Annotated in this window: 24 protein-coding genes; 15 read left to right on the forward strand and 9 right to left on the reverse strand. The window is 42.1% G+C overall.

Features of this window, described 5'->3' with window-relative positions; translation table 11 throughout:
• Positions 1-277: 277 nt before the first annotated feature.
• The 6 genes from UYC_RS0110715 to UYC_RS0110740 all read left to right on the forward strand — a co-directional run bounded on the left by UYC_RS0110715 (position 278) and on the right by UYC_RS0110740 (position 5044).
• Complete coding sequence (locus tag UYC_RS0110715) at positions 278-826, forward strand: adenylate kinase family protein (RefSeq protein ID WP_016876933.1); 549 nt, start codon at positions 278-280, stop codon at positions 824-826.
• A 240-nt stretch (positions 827-1066) separates the two neighbouring features.
• On the forward strand, positions 1067-1807 hold the full coding sequence (gene rph, locus UYC_RS0110720) for a ribonuclease PH (protein ID WP_016876932.1): 741 nt from the start codon (positions 1067-1069) through the stop codon (positions 1805-1807).
• Between the two features lie 255 nt (positions 1808-2062).
• Entirely contained in the window at positions 2063-2800 is a 738-nt protein-coding gene (pgl, locus tag UYC_RS0110725; RefSeq protein WP_016876931.1) for a 6-phosphogluconolactonase, read from the forward strand.
• 152 nt (positions 2801-2952) lie between these two features.
• The gene (locus UYC_RS0110730) at positions 2953-3822 is read left to right on the forward strand and encodes an FHA domain-containing protein (protein WP_016876930.1); all 870 of its coding nucleotides are present in this window, start codon (positions 2953-2955) and stop codon (positions 3820-3822) included.
• Between the two features lie 40 nt (positions 3823-3862).
• Positions 3863-4231, forward strand: a complete 369-nt coding sequence (locus UYC_RS0110735; protein ID WP_016876929.1) for an FHA domain-containing protein — start codon at positions 3863-3865, stop codon at positions 4229-4231.
• Positions 4232-4294: 63 nt separating this feature from the next.
• Positions 4295-5044 (forward strand): M50 family metallopeptidase, encoded by a 750-nt coding sequence (locus UYC_RS0110740; protein ID WP_016876928.1) that lies wholly within the window; start codon positions 4295-4297, stop codon positions 5042-5044.
• A 328-nt stretch (positions 5045-5372) separates the two neighbouring features.
• On the opposite strand, the gene UYC_RS0110750 is transcribed toward UYC_RS0110740, so the two are convergent.
• On the reverse strand, positions 5373-6362 hold the full coding sequence (locus UYC_RS0110750; RefSeq protein WP_016876926.1) for a cyclase family protein: 990 nt from the start codon (positions 6360-6362) through the stop codon (positions 5373-5375).
• A 199-nt stretch (positions 6363-6561) separates the two neighbouring features.
• On the opposite strand from UYC_RS0110750, the gene UYC_RS0110755 reads away from it, so the two are divergent.
• Positions 6562-9264 carry an MGH1-like glycoside hydrolase domain-containing protein gene (locus UYC_RS0110755; RefSeq protein WP_016876925.1) on the forward strand — a complete coding sequence of 901 codons (2703 nt, stop codon included), beginning with the start codon at positions 6562-6564 and terminating at the stop codon, positions 9262-9264.
• A 371-nt stretch (positions 9265-9635) separates the two neighbouring features.
• On the opposite strand, the gene UYC_RS0110760 is transcribed toward UYC_RS0110755, so the two are convergent.
• Complete coding sequence (locus tag UYC_RS0110760; RefSeq protein WP_016876924.1) at positions 9636-11141, reverse strand: bifunctional metallophosphatase/5'-nucleotidase; 1506 nt, start codon at positions 11139-11141, stop codon at positions 9636-9638.
• A 154-nt stretch (positions 11142-11295) separates the two neighbouring features.
• On the opposite strand from UYC_RS0110760, the gene UYC_RS0110765 reads away from it, so the two are divergent.
• Positions 11296-11640: a type II toxin-antitoxin system RelE/ParE family toxin gene (locus UYC_RS0110765; RefSeq protein ID WP_016876923.1), complete on the forward strand. Its 345-nt coding sequence runs from the start codon at positions 11296-11298 to the stop codon at positions 11638-11640.
• A complete protein-coding gene (locus UYC_RS0110770) occupies positions 11612-11929 on the forward strand; it encodes a helix-turn-helix domain-containing transcriptional regulator (RefSeq protein WP_016876922.1) in 318 nt (105 codons plus the stop codon). Before UYC_RS0110765 ends, UYC_RS0110770 begins: the two co-directional genes overlap by 29 nt.
• Positions 11930-12037: 108 nt before the next feature.
• Here UYC_RS0110770 and UYC_RS0110775 read toward each other — a convergent pair whose 3' ends face one another.
• A complete protein-coding gene (locus tag UYC_RS0110775; protein WP_016876921.1) occupies positions 12038-12730 on the reverse strand; it encodes an MAE_28990/MAE_18760 family HEPN-like nuclease in 693 nt (230 codons plus the stop codon).
• Positions 12727-13800: a DUF262 domain-containing protein gene (locus tag UYC_RS0110780; RefSeq protein ID WP_016876920.1), complete on the reverse strand. Its 1074-nt coding sequence runs from the start codon at positions 13798-13800 to the stop codon at positions 12727-12729. Before UYC_RS0110780 ends, UYC_RS0110775 begins: the two co-directional genes overlap by 4 nt.
• A 341-nt stretch (positions 13801-14141) precedes the next feature.
• On the opposite strand from UYC_RS0110780, the gene UYC_RS0110785 reads away from it, so the two are divergent.
• Positions 14142-14972 (forward strand): redoxin domain-containing protein, encoded by an 831-nt coding sequence (locus UYC_RS0110785; RefSeq protein ID WP_016876919.1) that lies wholly within the window; start codon positions 14142-14144, stop codon positions 14970-14972.
• A gap of 32 nt (positions 14973-15004) precedes the next feature.
• On the opposite strand, the gene UYC_RS0110790 is transcribed toward UYC_RS0110785, so the two are convergent.
• The 3 genes from UYC_RS0110790 to nrtS form a co-directional block, all read right to left on the reverse strand.
• Positions 15005-15502: a pentapeptide repeat-containing protein gene (locus UYC_RS0110790; RefSeq protein WP_016876918.1), complete on the reverse strand. Its 498-nt coding sequence runs from the start codon at positions 15500-15502 to the stop codon at positions 15005-15007.
• Between the two features lie 49 nt (positions 15503-15551).
• Positions 15552-16361, reverse strand: coding sequence for a tRNA 2-thiocytidine(32) synthetase TtcA (gene ttcA / locus UYC_RS0110795; RefSeq protein WP_016876917.1), 810 nt, complete (start codon positions 16359-16361; stop codon positions 15552-15554).
• Positions 16362-16515: 154 nt separating this feature from the next.
• Positions 16516-16701 (reverse strand): nitrate/nitrite transporter NrtS, encoded by a 186-nt coding sequence (gene nrtS, locus UYC_RS35490; RefSeq protein ID WP_321164251.1) that lies wholly within the window; start codon positions 16699-16701, stop codon positions 16516-16518.
• Positions 16702-16905: 204 nt separating this feature from the next.
• Between nrtS and UYC_RS0110805 the strand changes: the two genes are divergently transcribed.
• The 4 genes from UYC_RS0110805 to UYC_RS35495 all read left to right on the forward strand — a co-directional run bounded on the left by UYC_RS0110805 (position 16906) and on the right by UYC_RS35495 (position 21331).
• On the forward strand, positions 16906-17616 hold the full coding sequence (locus UYC_RS0110805; RefSeq protein ID WP_016876915.1) for a TIGR04283 family arsenosugar biosynthesis glycosyltransferase: 711 nt from the start codon (positions 16906-16908) through the stop codon (positions 17614-17616).
• Positions 17617-17895: 279 nt separating this feature from the next.
• On the forward strand, positions 17896-18633 hold the full coding sequence (locus UYC_RS0110815; RefSeq protein WP_016876913.1) for a TVP38/TMEM64 family protein: 738 nt from the start codon (positions 17896-17898) through the stop codon (positions 18631-18633).
• A 116-nt stretch (positions 18634-18749) separates the two neighbouring features.
• Positions 18750-19520: a TVP38/TMEM64 family protein gene (locus UYC_RS0110820; RefSeq protein ID WP_016876912.1), complete on the forward strand. Its 771-nt coding sequence runs from the start codon at positions 18750-18752 to the stop codon at positions 19518-19520.
• 194 nt (positions 19521-19714) lie between these two features.
• Entirely contained in the window at positions 19715-21331 is a 1617-nt protein-coding gene (locus UYC_RS35495) for a mercuric reductase (RefSeq protein WP_235181618.1), read from the forward strand.
• 162 nt (positions 21332-21493) lie between these two features.
• On the opposite strand, the gene UYC_RS0110830 is transcribed toward UYC_RS35495, so the two are convergent.
• Together UYC_RS0110830 and UYC_RS0110835 are read right to left on the reverse strand one after the other, a co-directional pair.
• On the reverse strand, positions 21494-22690 hold the full coding sequence (locus tag UYC_RS0110830) for a sensor histidine kinase (RefSeq protein WP_016876910.1): 1197 nt from the start codon (positions 22688-22690) through the stop codon (positions 21494-21496).
• 381 nt (positions 22691-23071) lie between these two features.
• Positions 23072-24136 (reverse strand): potassium channel family protein, encoded by a 1065-nt coding sequence (locus tag UYC_RS0110835; protein ID WP_016876909.1) that lies wholly within the window; start codon positions 24134-24136, stop codon positions 23072-23074.
• A gap of 141 nt (positions 24137-24277) precedes the next feature.
• Between UYC_RS0110835 and UYC_RS0110840 the strand changes: the two genes are divergently transcribed.
• Complete coding sequence (locus UYC_RS0110840) at positions 24278-25561, forward strand: acetylornithine transaminase (RefSeq protein WP_016876908.1); 1284 nt, start codon at positions 24278-24280, stop codon at positions 25559-25561.
• Positions 25562-25645: the final 84 nt, after the last annotated feature.

The raw sequence follows: 25645 nt of genomic DNA on the forward strand, positions 1-25645 counted from the left end.
TTAGCAGTGTGTACTTTATTTTGGAATTTCTTTCCTAGTCAAACACTAGGTTTGCACCAAAGTCAAGAGTCATTAAGATATCCTCGCTCGCAGTAGTCATTAAAGTTGTTGTTAAAAATTATACATATAAAATCACTTAAAATCTAAGGAACAAAGCGGGTATGAAGACTATGATATTGTGAATATCTTTATAATTGTCCGGATTGGAAATTTGCTTTTTGTTTTGCAAAACAGAGTAAGACAGTTGTGAAATGGGGAGTATGAGGAGTTAACTTTTGTGAGATTGGTGATTTTGGGAGGTTCGGGAGCAGGGAAAAGTACTCAAGCACAAAGGCTTTGCAATCACTTTGATCTTCCTCTGATTTCCACCGGTGAAATTTTACCAGAAGCGATCGCTCGCTTGAGCAGTTTAGGTCGGATTGCACGACCATATATAGAAACAGGGGATTTAGTCCCAGACGAGATGATTATTGAATTTATCCGAACTCGGCTCAAGTATACAGATGCTCACCGTGGTTGGATATTAGAAGGTTATCCCCGTACTGCCTTTCAAGCAGAGGAATTGGATTTTTTATTGGATAATTTGGGACAGCAGTTAACCTGGGCAGTTTATTTACAAGTACCACAAGCTGTGATGGTTAGTCGTGCCTTAGGGCGTTCTCTGCCAGACGATCAACCCGAAATTGTGCAGCGTCGCGTTGAGTTATTCTACGATCGCACGGTTCCCGTTTTAGAATATTATGATCGCCGCCGTCGCCTATTGACTATCAACGGTGACCAACCTCCAGAAATAGTGCAGTATAACATTATGAGTTTTTTGTTGTAAGTAGCCTTATGAACTGCGCACACTAAAAAGGTACTGGGTACTGGGGATTGGGTACTGGGATTATTGAATACCTAATACCTAGACACTAGTCCCTATCTATTCCTTCTGCCTCCAGCAAAGCTGCCCTCTGCCTTTCACTTACATAGAAATTCTTACGTAGTTGTTTAAAAATATCTAAACTGTTAACTGAAAAGGTAACCTGAAGGCAGTATTACATATCAGAAATTTGAGGCTACCCTAATGGCTTGGCAGCGTCCAGACAGTCGGCAACCTTACGAACTTCGTCCCGTCAGCTTTGAGCAAAATTTCACTCGCTTTGCTCCCGGTTCTGTTTTGACAATCTGCGGCGAGACGAAAGTATTGTGTACCGTGAGTGTAGCTGAGACAGTTCCCAAGTTTCTCGTTGGTACTGGCAAAGGTTGGCTCACTGCTGAATACCGAATGTTACCAAGTGCGACTTTACAACGGCAAGAACGGGAATTTTTGAAATTATCTGGACGAACTCAAGAAATTCAGCGTTTAATTGGACGTAGCTTGCGGGCAGCAGTAGATTTAAATGCACTGGGAGAACGCACGCTGACTGTAGATGCCGATGTTTTGCAAGCAGATGCCGGCACAAGAACAGCAGCGATTACAGGTGGATTTGTAGCCCTGGCAAACGCAATTTCTAAATTGTTGCAGCAGGGAGTACTAGAGCGATCGCCCCTGATTGGACAAGTAGCAGCGATTTCCGTAGGTTTATTAGAAGGAGAGCCGTTTCTTGATTTGAACTACATCGAAGACGTTGCCGCTACAGTTGATTTCAATGTAGTTATGAATCAGCATTTAGGGATTATTGAAGTTCAGGGAACAGCGGAAGAAGGTAGTTTTAGCCGTGCCCAGTTGGATCAGTTGTTAAACTTCGCAGAAAAAGGAATTCAGCAGTTGTTGATTGCCCAACGGCTAGCGATCGCTGATTGGGAGCAATTGTATCAAGGTTAAAAGAAGGCAGGAGGCAGAAGGAAATTAGGACAAAAAGACAAGGAGAAGGAACATAAGTCACCTCTTCTCCCCTGCCCTTGTCCTCTTCGCTGAGGTTACTGATGATTTTTATTAAGATTGAGCGAAATTTGGGGAATTTGTCGTATAAGCCCTGAAGAAACGAAATAGTGACATTAAAAGTTTCAAAAGCTAAACAGACAGAAAGTTATAAGTTCGGTATTGTAATGCTGTAAGTCGCCGTGTGATGAGAAAGCGATGAATAAAAAGGTTGAAGTTTTACCGGATCAAGCAGCGCTGGTAGCACGAGCGCTAGAATTAATCCTCTCGAAAATCAACGTTGCTATTGAACAACGGGGAATGTTTACTATTGCCCTGGCTGGTGGCAGCACGCCGAAGCCATTATACGAAGCGATCGCCTCTTCAAATCTTCCTTGGGATAAGATTCATGTGTTTTGGGGAGATGAGCGTTATGTTCCTGCCGATCATCCAGATAGTAATGAAGGAATGGCTCGCCGTGCGTGGTTAGATAAAGTAGAAATACCTGCAAGTAACATTCACCCCATGCCTACCACTGAGGGCGATCCAGCAATATCTGCGGCTAAACACGAGCAACAATTGCAAGAATTTTTTCATTGCTCACCTGGTGAATTCCCCGCTTTGGATGTGATTTTGTTGGGCATGGGCGATGATGCACATACTGCATCTTTGTTTCCTCATACGGAAGCCCTCAAAGTTAGCGATCGCTTAATCACCGTTGGCAACAAAGACGGCAATCCTCGGATCACCTTCACCTATCCATTCATTAACGCAGCCCGTTGCGTTATTTTTGTAGTGGCTGGTGCCAACAAAAAACCAGCTTTAGCTCAAGTATTCGCTCCGGAGGCAGATAGCTCAACTTATCCATCTCGCTTAATTCAACCTCAAGGAGAACTTTGGTGGCTTTTAGACGCAGCAGCAGGTAGCGGTAGCGATCTAAAAAAAGATGAAGGATAAACCATAACGTGTAAATTTTTATTTTTTAACCTTCTGCTTACTGCCCACTGCATAGCTACCTGTAAAACAGTAATTGTTAAAATCGGAAGCTAGAGTTGCCGCTCTGCTTGTCGGCATATTATACGATGACCTAGAACAAAAGGCTTATCACCATGATCGTCTGCCCTAACTGCAATCATCCCAACCCTGATGGCGCTATCCAATGTGAAGCTTGCTATACCCCGTTACCAGCAACTACGAATTGTCCCAGTTGTGGGGCAACCGTACAGGCAGATGCTTCTTTCTGCGGACAATGTGGTTATCACCTGCGTGCAGGTACGGCAACGGCAGTAGCAGCAACCATCGCACCGGATATCCCGGTGGAAGTACAACCTCTGATGAACCCCGATCCACTAGTACAGCCGCAACCAATACCGATGAGTGGAACAGCTAGTTATAGTTCCCCTGACTCTTCACCCTTACCGCCAACAGCAGTGGCAATTCCTCCAGAGAGCAATCCTTCACAACCAACGATTGCTGCTCCATCTTTCACTGCTGAAGAAACAAGCCCATCTCCACCTCCAACCGCAGCACCTGAACCAACACCAGCACCTCAACCCATAGCTGCCGAAGAAGAAACTCCACAACCAGCACCACAACCAGAACCATCACCTCAACCAACCCCAGCCCCAGTTGCAAGAACACAATTGCAGCAGGTAACAGCACGACTAGTTCACGTCCAAACTGACAGACAGATTGAATTACCACAAAATCTCTCTGTAATTCATATCGGCAAACCAAATGATCGCATACCTCCAGATATAGATGTTTCTGGGTTTCCCAACTCAGAAATTGTCTCGCGTATTCATTCGGATATTCGCGTCGAGGGAGATGCCTATTACATTGAAGATGTAGGTAGTTCCAATGGCACTTACATCAATAATTTACCCTTATTGCCAGGAAATCGACATCGTTTAAGACCAGGCGATCGCATCAGTTTGGGTAAGGGAGATATGGTAACATTCCTGTTTCAACTCTTTTAAGTAGCGGTTATAGTGGGGAGGATTGATACAAGCCACTCACGTGATTACACTTATCCTCCTACAACCACTACAATCGATACCTGCTCAAAATTGGGCTTTTGAAGACAACGAACCAGTCATTCGCATTGGGCGATCGGCGGATAACCATGTTGTTTTATACAGTGCTGTGGTTTCCCGCCATCATGTTGAATTGCGACGAGTAGAAAATGGCTGGGAAGTTGTAAGCTTAGGTGCGAATGGAACTTATTTGGATGGAGAGGCGATTCGGCAAGCGCCGATTACTGATGGAGCTATCCTTCGCCTTGCCAGATCTGGGCCTCAAATCCAAATCCGCTTAGGTACTCCCACAGAGGCGCACCTCACCGATGCTATGTCGCACAATAGCTCACTCACCCCTAGAAGCTTTTAGGAGCGGTTAGGATAAATATTACGTGCAATTCCGGTAGAGGGTAAAACCTAAGGAAATCGAACCATGAGGGAACCAAGGAAAGATTTTCAACCATTGCTGGCAACAGAAGCTCCACCCGAAGTTGAACGCATGGGGCTAACTTGGTTAATGGCAGCGGCGATCGCGACAGTGGTATTGTGGCAATTTCCAGACGGAGATTATATTTTATACCCATTCACGATACTGGCAACTTGGTTTCACGAAATTGCCCATGGCTTAATGGCAATGCTCTTGGGAGGTGATTTTCGGCAGTTACTGATTTTTCCTAATGGTTCGGGTGTAGCAATTTATAGTTATAGCGGTGGGTTTTTCTTGGGTTCAATCGGGCGTGCTTTAGTTGCCGCCGCCGGGCCGATGGGGCCGCCCATTGCAGGTGCTATTTTAATATTGGCTTCTCGCAGCTTTAAAACTGCTTCTTGGAGTTTGAAAATTTTGGGGGGTTTTTTGCTCCTGTCAACAGCAATTTGGGTGCGATCGCTATTTGGATTGGTGGCGATACCCCTGTTAGGTTTAATTATTGTAGGTATTGGTTTCAAAGCACCTCGTTGGGTACAAGGATTTGCAATTCAATTTCTGGGCGTACAAGCTTGTATAAGTACCTATCATCAACTCAACTATTTATTTAGCCATAGTGCTGGTTCCTTGGGGCTATCTGATACAGCACAAATTCAGCAAGAATTATTTTTACCTTACTGGTTTTGGGGAGCATTGATGGCGATCGCATCTGGGCTTTTGCTTGTACAAAGTCTGCGTATCGCCTATCGTTCAGCGTAACTTTTAAGAAATAAGGCAGATGGCAGAGGGCAAAAGGCAGAAGGTTAAGAGTATCAATTAAAAATGCGTGTTCTGGGTTTAAAGCTCAGTTTAAATCAGTAATTATATTGAGAATGCTTGCAACGAGGTATAAGCAGAACGGTACAAATAAGTTGTTGCACAAAATTAAATTCATTCGTGGAGACAGGGAACACGGAGAATTGTGATTCACGCTCTTGCCCCTTCTCCTTGTCCAAGTTTTACCTTCTGCCTCTGGGCAGTCGCTACAACGGGGGGGAACCCCCGCAACGCGCTGCTCTCTGCCTCCAGCATAGCTGCCTTCTCAATCTCACCGTACTCGCACCCCCAACTTCTCATCCCAGTGCAGTGGTTTTGCAGCTTTTGGTAAAGGAGACTCCGGAATCTGATTTACCGATACGCCATATTTCCAATTCGGCGGACAAATAGCAATATAGCGCGCATAGCCTCCAGTACCGCCTTGGAATTTCGGGTAGCCAATTGCCACGAGCGCCCCTGCTTCTGGTATTTTATCCAAATTGGCGACGCCTTCAGCTTGAGCATAACCGTTGTGCAGCAGCCAAGCTTCTCCTTCTAAATTGGGTGTAGTATCAGTATCGAGTGGCTCATGCCCGTGAAATAAAATCTGTCGTTGTAGATGCAAAAACTTGAGAGCCTCAAGCTTCACGCCAGGAAATTGTTTTCTTTTAGCTAGTTCTGGGTTTGGCCATTCCTTAGACCAATCGGAGCGTACAAATACAACTGATCCAGCAGGAATCTTACCATGTTTCTTTTCCCACTCTAAGATATCTGCTACGCTCAAGTGATAACCTGGATTTTTAGTTACTTTGTCCTGAATTGGAATTACTATTAACGGACGAATCGTATAAGTGGGAGGTAACTCATCAATTGCTGGATAGTTTGGTGCCCAATGAGCAGGTGGATCTAGCTGAGTTCCCAGTTGATCGGTAGATAAATCATAGTGTGTTGCCTCAAAGCCATCTGTTTTATAGGTGTATGGCTTGCCAGTTTTGGGATTGACGCTAGGCGCAAAGGTAGACGAGCCAAAACCTACCCAGACAGGAATTTGTGGAGTAATGGTATGAGTTAAGTCTACATACTTAGCTTGCTGAAGCGATCGCTGATAAACTTGCCACAAACTTAAATCGTCGCTGGGCTGTTTTGCACCTACTGCTGAGGAAATAAAGACGAGCAACACTGGTAAACAAATTACAGTCAATAAAAGTTTGGTACTGGGTTGGCTAGCAAATTTCCATAAAAACTGTAGACAATACTTAATATAACTTAAATTAGTTTTCATATTTTTTATTAAAAAATATTACATCTAAATTTTTCAGTTTGAATCAAGTCCTTACATATTTGCTGAATTACTCCTGAGGGATTTATATATCATTATTTGTTGCGAACTCATCTATTTTTAATCAAACTATCATTTCTCATTAGGATGCATAACAAATACTTGAAATAGCTCATCAGATTTTTGCAGGAAAATATTAATTATGGTCAGCTTAACAGCAGAAGAAAAAAGGTTGCAGGAAGCACGCGATCGCAAGGTGCATTGGAAGCGCTGGGGGCCATATTTAAGTGATCGCCAGTGGGGTACAGTCAGGGAAGATTATAGTGCCACAGGTTCAGCTTGGGATTATTTTCCGCATGAGCAGGCGCGATCACGTGCCTATCGCTGGGGTGAAGATGGTATTGCTGGTATTTGCGATCGTTATCAGAGACTGTGTTTTGCGATCGCGCTTTGGAATGGTGAAGACTCTATTCTCAAAGAACGCTTGTTTGGTTTAACAGGCAATGAAGGCAATCACGGGGAAGACGTCAAAGAATATTATTTTTACCTAGACAACACCCCTACCCATTCCTATATGAAATGTCTGTATAAATATCCCCACAGAGCATTTCCCTATTCTCAATTAATAGAGGAAAATCGTCGCCGCAGTCGCCAAGAGCTAGAATTTGAATTGTTAGATACTGGTATTTTCAACGAAGACCGATACTTTGATATTTTTGTTGAGTATGCCAAAAATTCAACCGATGATATTCTCATTCAAATTAGTGTTATCAACCGGGGACAAGAAGCAAAAACACTCCATCTATTACCTACCCTTTGGTTTAGAAATACTTGGACTTGGAACGGGAAACAAGATAAACCATCTCTAAAAGAAGTAAGCTCTGACATATCTACAATAGAAGCTTTTCACTCTAATTTAGGTAAAAGATGGCTGTACTGTCAAAAAGCCACGGAAATTTTATTTATAGAAAATGAAACAAATCATGAAAAATTATTTGGTGTTAGCAATACCTCTCGCTACGTCAAAGATGGAATTAATGATTATATAGTGCATGAACAAAAAGCAGCTGTAAATCCAAATCAAATCGGAACTAAAGCGGCTGCACATTATATATTAAATGTTGGTGCGGGTGAAACAAAAATAGTTCAATTACGCCTAACTAATGAACTTTGTTTGACACCTTTTGGAGATGAATTTAACAATATTTTTGCCACTCGCCAACGCGAAGCCGACGAATTTTATCAGCGCATCACTCCTTTTTCGTTGCCAGAAGATATGCGAACAGTGCAGCGACAAGCTTTTGCTGGAATGTTGTGGAGTAAGCAATATTATCAATTTACTATCGATGAATGGATAAATGGCGATCCGGCAGAGCCATCTCCACCAAATGAACGCAAACAGGGCAGAAATAACGAGTGGATTCACCTCAATAACGAAGATATTCTTTCCATGCCCGACAAATGGGAGTATCCCTACTACTGCGCCTGGGATTTAGCCTTCCACACCATTCCCTTAGCGATGATCGATCCTGACTTTGCCAAGGAGCAATTAATTTTATTAACACGGGAATGGTATATGCATCCTAACGGACAAATTCCTGCTTATGAATGGGCTTTTAGTGATGTTAACCCACCCGTCCATGCATGGGCGGCATGGCGCGTTTATAAAATCGAGCAAAAAATGTATGGGCGGGCAGATAAACATTTTCTAGAAAGAGTATTTCAGAAGTTATTGCTTAACTTTACTTGGTGGGTAAATCGCAAAGATGTGGAAGGTAAGAACGTCTTTCAAGGAGGTTTTTTAGGTTTAGATAATATTGGAGTTTTTGACAGGAGTAAAGAGCTGCCAACAGGGGGACACATTGACCAATCTGATGGTACAAGTTGGATGGGGATGTACTGTTTAAATATGTTGGCGATCGCTCTAGAGCTTGCTCAATCAAATTCCAATTATGAAGACATTGCCACAAAGTTTTTTGAGCATTTTCTCTATATTGCTGATGCGATGAATCACATTGGTGATGAAGGTACAGAACTATGGGACGAAAAAGATGGTTTTTATTATGATGTTCTACATTTACCTAACAACCATAATTTAACTTTAAAAGTACGTTCACTGGTGGGATTGATTCCACTTTTTGCTGTGGAAACTTTAGAACCAGATACTTTAGCAGCACTTCCTAATTTTAAAACTCGTCTGGAGTGGTTTATTACAAATCGCCCTAAATTGCGTCAAAATGTCGCTTGTATGGAAACGAGGGGTGTAGGCGCAAGAAGATTACTGGCAATAGTCAACCGTGATAAATTGCGGTGTATTCTGCAAAAAATGCTGGATGAAACAGAATTTTTATCAGAGTATGGAATTCGTTCAGTTTCCAAATATCATGCTGATAATCCTTATGTTTTTCATGCTAACAATTCTGAATATCGAGTAGATTACGAACCAGCAGAATCTAATAGCGGTTTATTTGGTGGTAATTCTAATTGGCGCGGCCCAATTTGGTTTCCAGTAAATTATCTGATTATTGAGTCACTACAAAAATTCTATCATTACCTGGGAGATGATTTTAAAGTGGAATGTCCCACTGGTTCAGGTAAATATATAAATCTCTGGGAAGTAGCTTGTGAATTATCACAAAGGCTCATCAAAATTTTCATAAACAATGAAGCTGGCAATCGTCCTGTGTTTGGTGGAATGCAAAAATTTCAAACAGATCCACATTGGCATGATTTAATTCTTTTCAATGAATATTTTCATGGAGATAATGGAGCGGGAATTGGCGCAAGTCATCAAACAGGATGGACTGGTTTAGTAGCAAAACTCATCCAACAGGTAGGAGAATATAGCGGGGAAAATCAACCTGGAGAAATGAAAAAAAGTCAGGTTAAATCTGTTGCAATGTAAATAGAAGGCAGAGGGCAGAGGAGCCAGCGCCGCGGGCGGGTTCCCCGACTTGGGGCGACTGGCGTGGCAGAAGGTTAAAGAGTTTTTCCTGTCTGCTCTCTTAATAAGCGTAAGGTGGGTAATGTTAAAAACTTAGGATTAGCTGCATACGGGCTAAAGAAAGTTTTCGGTAAATAGATGCTGCATTAAAATCAAATTTTGTAAGAACGCGAGTTGTAAGGCTCGCGTTTTACTTATTTAGAACTTACGCACAATTTACGGAATAATAAAACCACTCCAGGCACAGAGGACGCGGAATAATAAGAGTTAGAGAAATATTTTGCGTAAGCCCTGTTATTAATAACAACCACTACTGTTTTTTGTGATTAGTTTTATTTTAAAATCTTACTAGCAGCTGCTTGGCTTTTGATTTTATCGATGACTGCAAAACGAATATCTCGTTTTTTTGCTATCAATTTGATGCCCGGTTGTTGAAGATTTAAGAAATCTAATCCTTGTTCTTTACCACTGATTAAGAAGTCATTGATAGCAACTTTGTAAGTCTGATTGGGGTTAAGGGGTTGATTGTTAATTAGCCAGTTGCCTAAATTAGAGTCTTTACGAACTTTAGCTGTTTGCAGATAGCCACCTGTGCCTTTATTGGCTTGTCCTTGCTCCAATACTCTTTGCAACAATGCACCGTTCATCTCTACTGCAACAATTTTGCCCCCAAAAGGCAGTATCCGAATCACATCATACTGGGTAACTGGCCCTGCTGGAATTACATCATCAATCCGAATTGAACCGCCATTGTATACTGCTAAATCTGCATCTTTTACTTCCTTCAACATCGCCTCAGCAATTAATTCTGTTAAGTTTGTAGATTCATTGCGAACACTAGATTCTAAACCATCTAAGGCAACCGGCACATTCGCAATTACCTGCTCCGGCTCAAATCCACTGGCGCGAAATGCCTGATAACCCCGTTCCACCCATTGCTTAACTACCTTTGCAATCTTGGAATCTTCGGGAATTTTCTCCGTTATTGGCACCAAACGCGAGTTAATCTGGAGGTTTTTCTTGATAGTGTTGTAGCTTAACTGGTGAAGGTACACAGTACGGGCATTGGCATCGGCTTTAAAAATTGGCGTAAAATCTCGCCCTCGCCACTGTTGAATGTTTTCATGCTCGTGACCACCGAGTATAATATCTATTTCCGGTATTGTTTCTGCTAATTTACGATCTTGCTCGATTGACAGATGGGTAACAGCAATCAGAATATCAACTTTACCCTTGAGCGATCGCACCTGTTGTTTAGCAGTTTCAATCGGATCGGTGTAACTAACATACCTAGCTTTATTACTATCAAGAGTTACGCCAATTAAACCTACCCTTACCACAGCACCGCGATCGCCTTTGACATTAAAGACTATCGAGCGAGGAACACCTTTAAAAGGCTGCCCCTTACTGTCTGAGACATTACCAGAAAACCAGCGAAAGCGAGACTCTTTTAATCGTTCGTAGAATAGGTTTTCGGGCAAATCAAACTCATGATTGCCAAAAGTCGCGTAGTCAAACCCCAAGGCATTCATCACTGCTACCATTTGCTGCCCTGCTAGGGGTATACCGTTAATTTTGGCAGTACCTAAAGCCGAGGGGCTAAAGGCATCTCCAGCTAAAAAAGTATAGGTGCGAGGATTTGCCTGATAAAGTTGTTTGCGTAAGGTAGCAACACGTGCCAAACCGCCGCGAGTTCCCCCCTCTACAGGAGTGATTTCGTAGATGTCATTGAGTTGTAGTAGGTTAATATTTACAATTTCTGCGAGGGCAGGAGTAGTAAAAGCTACTGTTGCTAACACCTGCAAAACTATGCTGCACCCCTTCCAGATAAGTTTCATATTGAGCTTTGAAGAACTCGTACTCTACGGAATTGATTTTAAGGGTTTCAGCGTCGGGAGTAGCAATAAGAACTATTAAATTTTGGGGATGGGTGGAGTGATGAGGGCGATCGCTTTCAAGTAAATTATGCTATGAAGCATTTATCGTCAAAGAGTGGAAGCACAACCAAGGGAGATCCGGAACTATCAGAAAGCAGATGGAAAAAGCCCTTTTGCAGAATGGCTTGATTCTCTTAGAGATATGAGAGCCAGGGTTAAAATAGAGAGAAGGCTTCAACGAGTTGAGTTAGGTAATCTTGGAGATTATCGCTCTGTTGGAGAAGGAGTTTTTGAACTGAGAATTGATTATGGTTCTGGTTATCGTGTGTATTTTGGGCAGATAGGGACAACGATAATACTTCTACTCTGTGGCGGAGATAAAAGTACGCAAGAGCAAGACATTGTTACAGCTAAGAAATATTGGAGAGATTATGAAAGAAGTGAAAACGCCTACCAGTAGTAGTTACCATGATTATTTAATTTCTTCTCTCAAAGATCCCGAACATGCTGCTGCATATATCGGAGTTATGTTGGAATTAGAAGAAGGGCGCGAACCTGAACTACTACGTTCAGCGTTGAAAGATATTATTGATGCGCGTTTGCTGTCTGATAACCTCTCAGAGGAAGCTAAACAACATTACGAAAAACTCGACAAGATACTGTCGGAAACTGGCGGTAATGAAATTTACACTCTAATTGAATTCTTAGATGCGCTGGGATATCGGATTGCGATCGCGCCTAAAGATTAATTTTGAGGATGGGGTGATGAGAGCGATTACGTTTCATGAGATAGAAGTAGGCAAGCGTATTGAATTACTATTATGTCTCTCTATTCAGCAGAAAATTATTTCCCACAGCTAAACTTTATCATGATAGTTTAAGTATTCTTTGTTAACCAAATATAGCTCAATGTTAAGCAATATTTGTCTTAAATACCTAATTACTTTACTTTTAATTGTTAATAGTTCATCAGCAGTTTTATCTCTTCCTACTTCTGTAAATGACTTTATACCATGTGCTAAATCATTTCTATTAGTTTTAATAGTCCATAAATCAGTACCATTTTCTGTCTTAATAGCATTGGTCTTATATGAAAAACCGTATTGACTTGCTATATCCTTAACTAATCTTCCATCTATATTGCCAGAAAATAGGTCTTCTTTGTCAAAGCAAGCAGAAATGATATCAAGTGAAATCACTGTAATATTATCAAGTATTTTATCAGGGTTACATTTTTTTAGATTTTTGAGTACTACTTTCTTAAGTTCAGGTCTAACTTCATCGAAAGACACTCCTTGGCTGCTCAACTCATCAAATATTGCTTCAATAGCATTTCGCATGGTAGATTCAACCAAATTATAGAGTAATAAAAATCCGCTAGCCTTAAGAGTTTTTTCCAAGTCAGAGTCAATATTTCTAATCTTGATTTTTCCATCTATGCCTTCCATACTCAACTTAGTTGTACCTTGCTCTAGAGTTTTTAGAAAAATAAAATATTTGCTGACTTCTTTAGAGCGTAAGTTGAAATCCTGAAATAATGTGCTTGTCATAATTTCCCTAGCAGCTGGCTACGTACATACTCAATACGCTTAATTACTCTCAATCTAGAACTGCTACCATTACCATCAGCTAATTTCTTAAACTCATCAGAATTTACCCAATTTGTAGTTTGTGGTTTTAAGTCCCTTTTTTCTCTTAAAGCTAGGGCTACACCCACAGAAAGAGACTCAAATTTAATTCTAGTTGTTGTTTTAGCATAATCTTTACCTTGGCGAAATCCTTTTGGAAAATATTGTTCTACAAAATCTAGCATTAACAAAAACTCAGTTTGCATTTTTTCATGCTCACAAGTATTATTTTCATTAGCGGTCTTTAAATATTCATCAAGAAATTCATTTACTTTGTTAGCATTGAAATTATTATAATTATTTAAAAATGCAAAGAAACGCAATACAAATTCTTGTGGTTCACGCCTATCAATAGCAACTTTAGTAAACGAACATAAATCAAGAAATTTTTTATTTTTCGATAGTTCATCAATAATTTCAAGGAATGGCCCACGCATTATACCTCTGCGCTTTTCCATCTCGTTCAGTTCAACGCTACCAGTATTAATGCGTTCAAATATATCTCTTCGTATTTCCTCATCTGCATTTTCGGTAAGTTGGATCATCCGAATGGTAGTTCTTTTGAAGCGTCTTTGACGGGCTAGTGGCAAGTCAGTGAAAATGAAGCCATTTAGTTTCTCTAATTTCTTTAATCCACTTAAAATGAGTTTATCGTTGAGAAATTCTGCTAAGGTACGGATGCGTTGTGTACCATCAATTATTTCTAAACGTGCTTCCTCACGGACATCAGCAACGAAAATATAGGGTATTGGCAAACCTAAAAGTACAGACTCAATAAACTTTGATTGCCTTTCCTCATCCCAAGCTATTTCCCGTTGGTAATCTGGAATGAATAATTCGTTTGTATCGTCATCTAGTCCGTCCTGATACTTCTGAATGAGAATTTCGATGGGATACTCTTTTGTGTCGTAATCAACAGGCTTCTGCTTCTCGCGAATCTCTGCTTCCGCAGCTTCTCGCATTTCATCCGTTATTTCTAGCTTGGGCGGCATATTTCTTACCTGGAGTAGTATGTTTCACAGCTTAGGTGAGGAGTGTACACAAGGAAGCTAGGGTTTAACTATTTATATATTGCAGTTAATGTAAAATACATTGCCCTTCCTTTTAGAGCAAGTATTCCACTACACATTTGCTAATAAAGTAGCTAGATAATAGCTAGCAAAGTAAGATGCAATGCAGAATGTAAAAATAACTGGCTTCTCTCCGACTTTAAAGAAAACATTTCCCCTTACAGCAACCTCTCAACATCAACTAATCAATTCCCAGTTGTCTCTCAGTCAAAACTCATCTTGGCATGGCTTAATAACTTGTAAGCTGACTGACAAGCATCCTCATGACAACTAATCTACAAATCGGTGAAAAATTCCCCGACTTTACACTGCCAAATTATCGTAATGAACTAACGCAACTATCCCAATTTACAAAACCCGGTTTACTAGATCAACATTTGGGATTCCTCGATGGTTACCCATTGATTTTGGTATTTTATCGAGGCTTTTTTTGCCCGCGCGATCAACAGCAAATGCGAGAGTTTATCCAATTCCAAGACGAATTGAGGGTGAACTATTGCCAGTTAGTTTGTGTGAGTGCAGATCCGCCTATTGTTCAAGCTGCTTTTCGCGCTGGCTTGGGAGTACAATGGACTTTTTTATCAGATGAAAAACGGGAAATTATTAAACAAATCAACATTCTCGATCAGACGGAAGGCGAGTATGCTAATCGCGCCCAACCTTATACTTTTGTGCTAAAACCTGACTTGAGTATTTACAAAATATATAACGGTTGGTTTTTTGTGGGAAGACCAACAGTTGAAGAACTCAGGCGTGATTTACGTGCCATTATGGAAACTTTATCGAATTACCACTACGAGGCTTACAACACTCCAGAAGTACGACAAATTCGCATTCCCCAGCAAGAATGGGCAAATGGTGTACCACCTTTGGGTGCAAATGGGCTGCCTGTAGAGCAAGGTGTAGTTCGTGATTTTGATTTGCAAACTGGTAATGGTTTCATCACCACACAAAAGGGTGATGATGTGTTTTTCAACTTTACTGCCATACCTGGTGAAGGATATCGCACAATTAAACCTGGTACAGCTGTGAAATTTGAGGTAGTCAAGGGTAAGTTTGGTTTAAGTGCACGTAATATTCAGTTGATATGCTAACTGATGCGATCGCCCCAACAAATTTAGACAATTCAACGACACCCCAAGCTTTCGCGGGTTGGCACACCTGTAACGGGGTTGACTCCATCAGCGCGATCGCACATCTGTTTCACTTCATAGGGATCGAGCAGGGCATTAGAAAAATCTGCCCCTATAATCGCAGCATTGTAGAAGCGACTGCTAGTGAGCAGGGCATCGGTAAAAATGGCGTTGGTTAAATCAGCTTCATTAAAAATGACGCGATCGGCAAATACTTCTGAGAGATTGGCATTGCTTAAGTCTGCCTTTAGAAACGATCCTTTAGTGAGAATAGTGCCGCTGAGATTTGCTCCCCTAAAGTTTGCTCCCTGCATTTCTGCACCTGCAAAGGATGTTCCGTGTAGATCTTGATGGGAAAAATCTCGATTTCGTAAGTCTGCGAGTGTGTAATTAACAGTGTTCTCCTGTGCCAATGCAGGAGGAGTATTCAGGTTTAACAAGCAACCTACCAAGCAAATGAAAAGAAAAACACTTAAAATTATCCGTTTCATAATCCCAAATTCCGAGCCTTAATTTTGATACTAGCTCTCCCCATCACGCTTAGTGAGCAATTTGTTGAGAATTCAAGCTAGCAAAGTCGAACAATTGGGGATCGGCAAGATGAGATGGGCAAACATTCTGAAGGCTACGAAACAGACTATCAATTCTGCCTGGATTTTCTTTTTCCCAAGTTTGTAGCATTTGTTTGATTTGCGATCGCTGCAAGTTTTTCTGAGAGCCGCAAAGATTGCAGGGAATAATAGGAAACTGTCGCATCTCGGCGTAACGCTCAATATCCTTTTCTGAGCAATAGGCAAGTGGGCGAATAATTACGTTTTGCCCATCATCGCTTTTGAGCTTGGGTGGCATGGCTTTAAGCGTGCCTGTATAAAACATATTCAGAAACAGTGTTTCTACAATATCATCTCGATGATGACCGAGAGCAATTTTAGTCGCACCTTCTTCATTTGCTATACGATAGAGAATGCCCCGGCGCAAGCGCGAACATAAACTGCACATTGTCTTGCCTTCAGGGATAATACTTTTAACAATGCTGTACGTATCTTCTTCTACAATTCGGTAAGGCACACGCAAAGATTTTAAATATTCTGGTAGTACTTGTTCTGGAAAGCCTGGCTGTTTTTGATCCAAGTTCACGGCAAGAATATCAAATTTTACGGGGGCTTTTCGTTGGAGAGTTAGCAACAAGTCGAGCATCGTGTAGGAATCTTTACCACCTGAGAGGCAAACCATGATGCGATCGCCATCCTCAATCATTTTGTAATCGTGGATTGCCTTCCCTACCAGGCTACGCAGATTTGCCTCTAACTTTTTGAAGGTTTTTGACTGAAGAACCTCCGTTGATTCCATCTCATGTCTCCCTATTTTTTGATTATTGTAGTGAATTTCACTCAATCAATTTACGCGTTGATTTATCAACCAAAAAGGAGTAATTGCACAAGTGGGACAAAATTTTATTTTAAATCGAGAGCGAAAATTTTTAATAAACACAAAGGATGGAGAATCAGCCTTGCCTAGAGCGACTTACATACTGACCATGAATATTAACCAAATAAGGAACTATGTAGGTCAAAGCAGCAGAAATCCAGCGCTCGCGATCCATACGCTCTTTCACAAGCGCCGATCCGTGATTGATTATAAACAGAATAGAACCAACTACTACAGAAACTTTTAGTGCTGTTGGCATCATGTCTTTATCAAAAAGACACAAGCAATATTCCTTAAAAGTTTTCATTTCTTTGAATCAGTCATCCATAAAAAGGAACACTATCATACTTTGGTTGACAAATCGAATAATATATCTCATTACCCTGACTTAGAAATTTTTTCTGTTGGTTCAGATGATCCAAACAAATAACTTGCGTCACGTTCAAGGCATCAGTTGTCGAAAATCATGAGTCAAAATCTTGGCATAGCTAAAATTTCTATTATCATTCCGGCTCTCAATGAAGCGGATAATATCAAAGCGGCATTAGCCAGTATCCAACTAAGTAAAGATGTAGAAACGATTGTAGTGGATGGCGGTTCAACAGATGACACAATAACAATAGCCAAGTCTTTGGGTGCGAAAGTTATAACATCTAGTCTAGGGCGTGCTTGTCAAATGAACGCAGGAGCTTCAGTGGCAAGCGGAGAGATTTTGTTATTTCTCCATGCCGACACCCGTTTACCTTCTGATTTTGATCTCATGATTCGTAAAGCGCTAGCACAGCCTGGAGTTGTAGCGGGTGCCTTTGCTTTGCGGATTGATGCAAAATTGGCAAGTTTGCGGTTGGTGGAATGGGGCGTGAATGTGCGATCGCGTGTTTGGCAAATGCCCTACGGCGACCAAGCAATTTTTTTAACTAAGAAAATTTTTGATAGTGTTAATGGTTTTCCTGAATTACCTATCATGGAAGACTTTGAATTCATACGACGTTTAAGAAAATTAGGGAAAATAACGCTTATTACAGTGCCAATAATTACTTCGGCACGTCGTTGGTTACAAAAAGGGGTATGGCAAACAACCCTAATGAATCAAATAGTAATTATTGCTTATTTTCTGGGAGTTGCTCCTGAGCGAATTCGTCGTTGGTATCGTGGGGAAAAACTTAGGGAGTTTTAAGCTGCTTTTAATTTAAGCAGAGTAATCTTAAGTTCAGATAGTCATTGGTCATTTGTCATTTGTTAGTAGGAGCGGGTTTTATGGATAATCTTGCCGTTCAAACTGATAATTTATCTTCTAAACCCGCACGGCAGTCGCTACAACGCGGGGAACCCGCGCAACGCGCTGCCTCCCGTACAGTGGTTAGTAGTTAGTGGTTGGTTGTTCTCCTGGTGCCCCCTGCCCCTGGTGCTTTCTTGTCTCCTAGCCCCTAGTCCCTAGTCTCTAGTCCCTAATCCCATGCACCAAAAATATAAACGTCTTTTCACACCCAAGCTCAAACTGCTACTGTTATTTTTTCTGGTTGCCGCCCTGGTAATTGTTGCCAAACAATTTAATCTTCAAGGAAATTTGCAGACATCTATCTTGTGGGTTCAAAGTTTAGGTGCTTGGGCACCGATCGCTTTTATGGTTATCTATAACCTGGCTACATTACTTTTTATACCTGGTTCCCTACTAACACTCAAAGGAGGCTGCCTGTTTGGCTTGTGTTGGGGTTCGGTATATGTGTTAATTGCTGCAACTTTCGGAGCTACTTTTGCGTTTTTGGTTGGGCGTTACTTATCACGAGATTGGGTGTGTCAACAGCTTGAGAAATATCCAAAATTCAAAGCCATCGATCGGGCTGTCGCTAAAGAAGGATTCAAAATTGTATTTTTGACGCGTTTGTCTCCGATATTTCCATTTAACTTATTAAATTATGCTTTCGGAATTACACAAGTTTCACTCAAAGACTATATCTTGGGTTCAATTGGCATGATTCCGGGTACTTTAATGTACGTTTATGTTGGTTCTGTTGCTGGTAATCTAGCAATGATTAATACACCTCATCAGCCAACTACACCACAAACTCAAATAGGGCAATGGATCATGCAAGCGATCGGTTTAATTGCCACTATTGCCCTAACTGTATACATAACAAAAATAGCTCAGAAGGCTTTAAAAGAAAGTGTTGCAGTTATAGAGGAAACAGATTAATATCAGCCTCTCTCTTTTTTCTTCCTTTGTATTCTCTACGCCTGGTGTAGTTCTTTTATATAGTTATCAACGATTAAAAGCAGATTATTAATTAAATTTTTCCATAATTACAAGTCATGAAAAATCAACTAGTCAAATATCAATTTCAACCCAAAAAATTACCGAATCTTTTCAAATTGATATTCTTGACATTACTTGCATTTGCTATTACTTTCTTTTTAAATGCAGATCCTGCTTTAGCACAGCAATCTGCCAATACACAAGGATTTAATCCTCAAGAATGGTTGCGAAACGCCTTACAGTGGATTGAAAGTTTGGGTGCAGTGGGAGCAGTAGCTTTTATTGCTCTTTATATCATCGCTACCGTTGCTTTCTTGCCAGGTTCGATTCTAACTTTGGGTGCTGGTGTTGTCTTTGGCGTAGTTTGGGGTTCTGTTTATGTTTTCATTGGTGCAACTTTAGGTGCTACGGCTGCTTTTCTTGTCGGGCGCTATTTGGCAAGGGGATGGGTTGCCAAGAAAATTGCAGATAACAAAAAATTTGCCGCTATTGATCGCGCTGTTGGCAGAGAGGGATTCAAAATTGTGCTGTTGACACGGCTATCGCCTGTATTTCCTTTCAATTTATTGAACTACGCCTTTGGAATCACAGGTGTTTCACTCAAAGACTACTTTATCGGTTCTGTGGGCATGATCCCCGGAACAATCATGTATGTTTATATTGGTTCCCTAGCTGGAAATCTTGCCATGATTGGCACAGAAGCTCAACCTACCAACCCAACTGTACAATGGGCGATTCGGATTATTGGTTTTATTGCCACAGTTGCCGTAACGATTTATGTTACTCGTGTTGCTCGTAAAGCTTTAGAACAAGAGGTTAATGGTTAGTGGATAGTGGTTAATAACCAACTACTGTACGGGAGGCAGCGCGTTGCGCGGGTTCCCCGCGTTGTAGCGACTGCCGTGCGGGTTTAGAAGATAAGTTATCGGTTTGAACCGAAAGTTAATCAAAAAAACCCCCCCCTACTGACTACTATCTACTAACTACTATCTACTACCTACTAACAACCAGGGAGCTACTAATGTCCAATTCTGAATTTCAGAGAGTGATTGTTCGCCCGGTGGATGAGTACAATCAGAAACTGGTTTCCTACGTGCATCCACCAAACTGGGTTAACCCTAAACCTGCTGATTGTTATGATTTGGTGGTAATTGGCGCTGGTACAGCAGGGTTGGTGGTGGCGGCTGGTGCCGCTGGTTTGGGTTTGGGTTTAAAGGTGGCACTGATAGAAAAGCATCTCATGGGCGGAGATTGCTTGAATGTTGGTTGCGTGCCATCAAAGTGCGTGATCCGATCTGCGCGTGTAGTGGGTGAAATTTGGAGTGCTAAAAACTTTGGTGTGAATATTCCCCAATACGTTGACGTAGATTTTCCTGCTGTCATGGAGCGGATGCGACGGCTTCGAGCTGGTATTAGCCATCACGACTCGGCGGAACGTTTTCAAAAGTTGGGTGTTGACGTTTTTTTGGGAAGCGCTGGATTTGCGAGTAATAATACTGTGGAAGTTGATGACAAAATCCTGCGTTTTAAAAAAGCTGTGATTGCTACTGGTGCTAGAGCAGCCAATCTTTCTATTCCAGGAATTGAAGAAGCAGGTTATCTTACGAATGAGACAGTTTTTTCCCTGATCCAACGCCCGCAACGTTTAGCAGTGATTGGTGGAGGGCCGATCGGTTGCGAGTTGGCACAAGCTTTTCGGCGTTTGGGTTGTGAGGTGATACTTTTCCATCGCGGTTCTCATATCCTTAATAAAGAGGATGCCGATGCTGCTGAAATTGTCCAAAATGTCTTTCTCAAAGAAAAAATTCGCTTGGTACTTAATTGTCAGATGCAGCGAGTGGAAAAGACTAGCGATGGCAAGAAGCTTTACTTTCGCTGCAATGGCAAAGAAGATTCGGTAACAGTAGATGAAATTTTAGCAGGTGCGGGACGTGTACCAAATGTAGAAGGTTTGAATTTAGAAACTGTGGGGGTGGAGTACGATCGCCGCCACGGTGTAAAGGTAAATGATTACTTGCAAACCACAAACCCCAAGATTTTTGCTGCTGGCGATATCTGCATGGATTGGAAATTTACCCATGCTGCTGATGCGGCAGCGCGAATTGTGATTAAAAATACGCTATTTTCTCCTTTTGGTTTGGGACGTTATAAACTTAGCAGTCTAGTGATGCCTTGGGTGACTTATACCGATCCAGAAATTGCCCATGTGGGAATGTACGAACAACAAGCCCAGCAAAAAGGAATTGAAGTTAATACGATCAAGATTAATTTTAGTGGTGTCGATCGCGCGATCGCTGATGGTGAAGAGGAAGGCTTTGTCAAAATCCTCCACAAAAAAGGATCTGATGAAATTTTGGGTGCCACAATTGTGGCGCGTCATGCAGGTGAGATGATTTCCGAAGTTACCACGGCGATTGTCAATAAAATTGGTTTAAGTAAACTTAGTAGTGTAATTCATCCTTATCCGACTCAGGCAGAAGGTATAAAAAAAAGCAGCAGATGCCTATCGCCGCACACTATTGACACCAAAAACCAAACGCTTCTTGGGATTGCTGACAAAATTGTCATAGATAAAGAGGAGTGGGAGAGGGGGAGAGTGGGAGACAAGGGGACAAGGGATAGAAAGAAGCAAGGGTGAAGGGTGCAGGGCGCAGGGGGGAGAAACTACTAACTACTGTACGGGCGGGTTTAGAAGATAAATTATCAGTTTGAACGGCAAGATTATCCATAAAACCCGCACGGCAGTCGCACTCGACGTGCTTAACCCGCAAGGGCGTGCTGCCTCCCCTACTAACAAATGTCACCACGCGATCGCTTCTAATGGCAAAATCACTGTAAATGTAGATCCTTTGCCAAGTTCTGAAAGCACTTTGATTTCACCGCCCATTAACTCAACTAACCGCGATACGATCGCTAAACCCAATCCTGTACCATCAGAATTTTGCAGTTTTAGACCTTTGACTGCCCGAAAATAAGGATCGAATATTTTTGCTTGAGCATCTGGGGAAATGCCAATACCACTGTCAGTAACAGAAATAGCCCACTGTTTCTCGTCGGCTACCCAGCACTCCAATTCAATCGAACCAGATTCTGTGTATCGGATGGCATTGCTAAGTAGATTAGTGAGAATTTGCTGAAGTCGAAGCGGATCTACGATTGCTTTCTCAGGAGCGCGATCGCAATTCACAACCAAGGATAATTCTTTGGCACGCGCTAATGGCTCTATCATCTCTAGAACTGAATTAATTAACCCACCCACATCGATTTGAGTGGGTTGTAATTTCATCTTGCCGGCATCGTAACGCGAAATTTCCAAAGTGTCGTTAATCAGCCGCAGCAGCAACCTACCGCTTTTTAAGACTCGCTCAATACTTTCAAGATTTGTATACGAGTCCTTAATTTCCGGTTGTTTTTGACGGTGCTGGCGCAAAAATAATTCTGTATAACCAATGATTGAAGTGAGAGGCGTTTTTAGTTCGTGAGCCAAATGAGAGATACTATCTTGACTAGCTTGAACCAAACGAGTTAGCTCTTGATTAGTCAACTGCAACTGACTTTGAAGTTTTTTAAGTTCTTGTAGTCGTCCTTGAGTATAACTGTTGAAACAGCAGGCGATCGCTTCGTCAATAACTGCATCAATTAGACGCACAGCCCGCAGCATCTCTGCTGGAGTTGCTTTTAATAAATCTTCTTCTAAAAGGGAAAAAATTACTAACCTGAGTAAACGATACTCTCGCGCAATTTCTGCTGGCTCAAATTCTTGTTCTGCCCGAATCCTTCCGTGTTCGAGGCTTGCATCAACTACGGTTTGCAAATCACTACTTACAGATTCAGAAAGCACTGTCGCTAATGCTTCTAAAACACGGGGTAAGCTATCCTTTACAGCATTGAAAGTAAGCTCTTTAGTAGCTTCAATTTGTTGATCTTGGTAAACCGCTTCTACCCATCGATCTACAATGGCATCACTTTTTTCAATTAGAACCTGACAAAAATCCATCTTCTACTCAACCAAAGACAGTAAGCGCAAAGCCCTTCAACTAAAGGTAGATTAATGCTTTTGATAAAGCGATCGCACCTTACGCAAGATGGAGGTTAGTCATTAGTCATTGGTTAGTAGCCTTCATGAACTGCGTACACCAGGATACATGAAAATACCTCTTCACCTGTTCCCCCAACCCTATTTTCAAGCTAGACGGTCATGTAATAAATCACACAACGAGGGAATGAAAATCTCTTTTCTCTAGCCCCTAGTCCCTAGCCCCTAGCCCCTATTTTCAAGACAGTTAGTGGTTTCTCGCCCTTGCGCCCTGCACCCTTCACCCTTGCTTCTTTCTGTTCCCTATCCCCTGTTCCCTATCCCCTATCCCCTATCCCCTTCTTACATTTTCTTCGGTCTGCGCAACTTTTTGGAACTAATTGGCCCTAACAGTTGGTTGAGCGCACGCAATTGTTCGGCGGTTCCCATTGCTATCACTACATCTCCCGGCATAAACACTGTATCAGCAGTTGGCCCGCCGATGAGATTACCATCAGTGCGGCGGATGGCGAGAATTAATGCTCCTGTTTGCACTCGCAATTTTGCTTGCCCTAAAGTTTGCCCCACAACCGGACAAACACCCGGTTCGAGCAAATATTCTTCCATATACAATTGTCGGTCTGTACCTGAGATAATACCATCTACAAAGTCCATCACCTGTGGTCTCAGAGCAGCAGCAGCCATCCGCTTTCCACCAGTAATATAGGGAGAAATCACAGCATCTGCACCACCGCGCTGCAACTTTTGCAAAGCTTCTTCTGTACTCGCTCGCGCGATCGCTCGAATCCCCGGATTGAGATATTTCGCAGATAGTACTGTGTATAAATTTTCTGCATCAGAAGGTAGAGCTGCTACTATACAAGCTGCCTTTTCAATACCTACTCTCAGTAGAGTTTCATCTAAAGTCGCATCGCCTTGGTATATTGTATAGCCCATCTCCTGAGCCTTACGCACAGATTCAAAATCTGAGTCAATAATCACAAAAGAGACGCCTTCTGCCTGAAATTCCATGGCAATTTGACGACCAGTCCGACTAAATCCACAGATGATATAATGCCCCGATAATGATTCCATTGTGCGTCGCACCTGTTGTAGTCGAATTCTTTCTTGAAAGTAGCCTTCAATAACGGCCTCTGTAAATCGATTGACTATATAACCGATAGTAATAACTCCCATTAAAATCAGGGCGATGGTAAACAATCGTCCTCTGTCACCCAATGGATGTGTCTCACCATAGCCGACGGTAGCCAAGGTGATTACCGTCATATAAGCTGCATCTTCCCATGACCAGCCTTCCACAAAGCGATACCAGAAAGTACCGATGAGAAGCACGCCCACAAGGGCAACTACCCCTGCCATTAACTCTTTCTGAATGCGTTGATATTTTTGTTCCAAAGATGAGTACACTATGTTTCACCACCGCCACTCGTTTGAGGATAACTGAGCGTCAGCCTAAGATGAAGTAATAGCTGAGAATCAGAAATTTTTAAAGATTTCTATCAAGCTAGTGATTTAGTATACCGTAGAGGATTTTCAGGAGCGATCGCAGTGAGCCTAGACACTCTTGTTCAACAACCCCCCTTTCCCTCTGAGTCTGGTTCTGTATCATCTAGCCCCTTTGACGCCGATAATTTTAATGCAGTTGTCATGTCCACCTATGGGCGATTTCCCCTCGCTTTAGAGCGGGGTGCTGGATGTCGCGTTTGGGATACCCAGGGGCGAGAATATCTCGACTTTGTAGCCGGAATTGCCACTTGTACCTTAGGGCACGCTCACCCGGCAATGGTGGAGGCGGTAACCCGCCAAATTCAAAAATTACACCACGTTTCTAATTTGTACTACATTCCAGAGCAGGCAGAACTGGCCAAGTGGATAGTTGAACATTCCTGCGCCGATCGCGTATTTTTCTGCAACTCTGGAGCGGAAGCTAACGAAGCAGCGATTAAGCTTGCGCGAAAATACGCCCATACCGCGTTACAAATTGAACGACCCATTATCTTAACCGCTCACTCTAGTTTCCACGGTAGGACTCTAGCAACGATTACTGCCACCGGACAACCGAAGTATCAAAAAAATTTCGATCCCCTTGTACCAGGTTTCTACCACGTACCTTACAACGACGTAGCGGCAGTCGAAGCAGCCATTAGCGAGCTGGATGAAGGTGATTACCAAGTAGCAGCAATTTTATTAGAACCATTGCAAGGAGAAGGTGGTGTTCGTCCAGGAGATGTAGCTTATTTCCAAAAGCTCAGGCAAATTTGCGATGAAACGGGCGTGCTGCTCATTTTCGATGAAGTGCAAGTTGGCATGGGGCGCAGTGGTAAATTATGGGGTTACGAACATCTTGGCGTTGAGCCAGATATTTTCACTAGTGCCAAAGGCTTAGGCGGCGGTATTCCTATCGGAGCCATGATGGCGAAGAAGTTCTGCGATGTCTTCCAGCCCGGAGAACATGCTAGTACTTTTGGCGGCAATCCTTTTGCTTGTGCAGTTGCTCTCGCTGTCTGCCAGACGTTAGAAAAGGAGAATATTCTACAGAATGCTCAACAAAGAGGCGAACAACTGCGAGCCGGGTTAAAAGCGATCGCAGCAAAATATCCCCATCATCTTAGTGAAGTGCGTGGTTGGGGTTTAATCAACGGTCTGGAGTTAAAAGCAGATATTGAACTTGCTGCTGCTGATATCGTCAAAGCTGCTATTGATCAGGGTTTATTGCTCGTACCAGCTGGCCCCAAAGTTGTTCGATTTGTGCCACCATTGATTGTGACAGAAAAAGAAGTAGATACGGCTTTGCAACTTGTTGACAAAGCGATGGCGACTGTTACGGCATAAGTAAATCAAAACCAACAAAAGACACGGCAAATGCCGTGTCTCTACCTTTGAAAGGAGCGCTGTTTTCTGCTCTCGATGCTGCCA

Source organism: Chlorogloeopsis fritschii PCC 6912, from assembly GCF_000317285.1.
Classification (GTDB): Bacteria; Cyanobacteriota; Cyanobacteriia; order Cyanobacteriales; family Nostocaceae; genus Chlorogloeopsis; species Chlorogloeopsis fritschii.

What these genes read in the sequence shown, in the direction of transcription:
- rph (WP_016876932.1), top strand. Translation starts at nt 1,067, where the DNA reads ATGGCTTGGCAGCGTCCAGACAGTCGGCAACCTTACGAACTTCGTCCC.
- pgl (WP_016876931.1), top strand. Translation starts at nt 2,063, where the DNA reads ATGAATAAAAAGGTTGAAGTTTTACCGGATCAAGCAGCGCTGGTAGCA.
- UYC_RS0110730 (WP_016876930.1), top strand. Translation starts at nt 2,953, where the DNA reads ATGATCGTCTGCCCTAACTGCAATCATCCCAACCCTGATGGCGCTATC.
- UYC_RS0110740 (WP_016876928.1), top strand. Translation starts at nt 4,295, where the DNA reads ATGAGGGAACCAAGGAAAGATTTTCAACCATTGCTGGCAACAGAAGCT.
- UYC_RS0110750 (WP_016876926.1), bottom strand. Translation starts at nt 6,362, where the DNA reads ATGAAAACTAATTTAAGTTATATTAAGTATTGTCTACAGTTTTTATGG.
- UYC_RS0110755 (WP_016876925.1), top strand. Translation starts at nt 6,562, where the DNA reads ATGGTCAGCTTAACAGCAGAAGAAAAAAGGTTGCAGGAAGCACGCGAT.
- UYC_RS0110760 (WP_016876924.1), bottom strand. Translation starts at nt 11,141, where the DNA reads ATGAAACTTATCTGGAAGGGGTGCAGCATAGTTTTGCAGGTGTTAGCA.
- UYC_RS0110770 (WP_016876922.1), top strand. Translation starts at nt 11,612, where the DNA reads ATGAAAGAAGTGAAAACGCCTACCAGTAGTAGTTACCATGATTATTTA.
- UYC_RS0110775 (WP_016876921.1), bottom strand. Translation starts at nt 12,730, where the DNA reads ATGACAAGCACATTATTTCAGGATTTCAACTTACGCTCTAAAGAAGTC.
- UYC_RS0110780 (WP_016876920.1), bottom strand. Translation starts at nt 13,800, where the DNA reads ATGCCGCCCAAGCTAGAAATAACGGATGAAATGCGAGAAGCTGCGGAA.
- UYC_RS0110785 (WP_016876919.1), top strand. Translation starts at nt 14,142, where the DNA reads ATGACAACTAATCTACAAATCGGTGAAAAATTCCCCGACTTTACACTG.
- UYC_RS0110790 (WP_016876918.1), bottom strand. Translation starts at nt 15,502, where the DNA reads ATGAAACGGATAATTTTAAGTGTTTTTCTTTTCATTTGCTTGGTAGGT.
- ttcA (WP_016876917.1), bottom strand. Translation starts at nt 16,361, where the DNA reads ATGGAATCAACGGAGGTTCTTCAGTCAAAAACCTTCAAAAAGTTAGAG.
- nrtS (WP_321164251.1), bottom strand. Translation starts at nt 16,701, where the DNA reads ATGATGCCAACAGCACTAAAAGTTTCTGTAGTAGTTGGTTCTATTCTG.
- UYC_RS0110805 (WP_016876915.1), top strand. Translation starts at nt 16,906, where the DNA reads ATGAGTCAAAATCTTGGCATAGCTAAAATTTCTATTATCATTCCGGCT.
- UYC_RS0110815 (WP_016876913.1), top strand. Translation starts at nt 17,896, where the DNA reads ATGCACCAAAAATATAAACGTCTTTTCACACCCAAGCTCAAACTGCTA.
- UYC_RS0110820 (WP_016876912.1), top strand. Translation starts at nt 18,750, where the DNA reads ATGAAAAATCAACTAGTCAAATATCAATTTCAACCCAAAAAATTACCG.
- UYC_RS35495 (WP_235181618.1), top strand. Translation starts at nt 19,715, where the DNA reads ATGTCCAATTCTGAATTTCAGAGAGTGATTGTTCGCCCGGTGGATGAG.
- UYC_RS0110830 (WP_016876910.1), bottom strand. Translation starts at nt 22,690, where the DNA reads ATGGATTTTTGTCAGGTTCTAATTGAAAAAAGTGATGCCATTGTAGAT.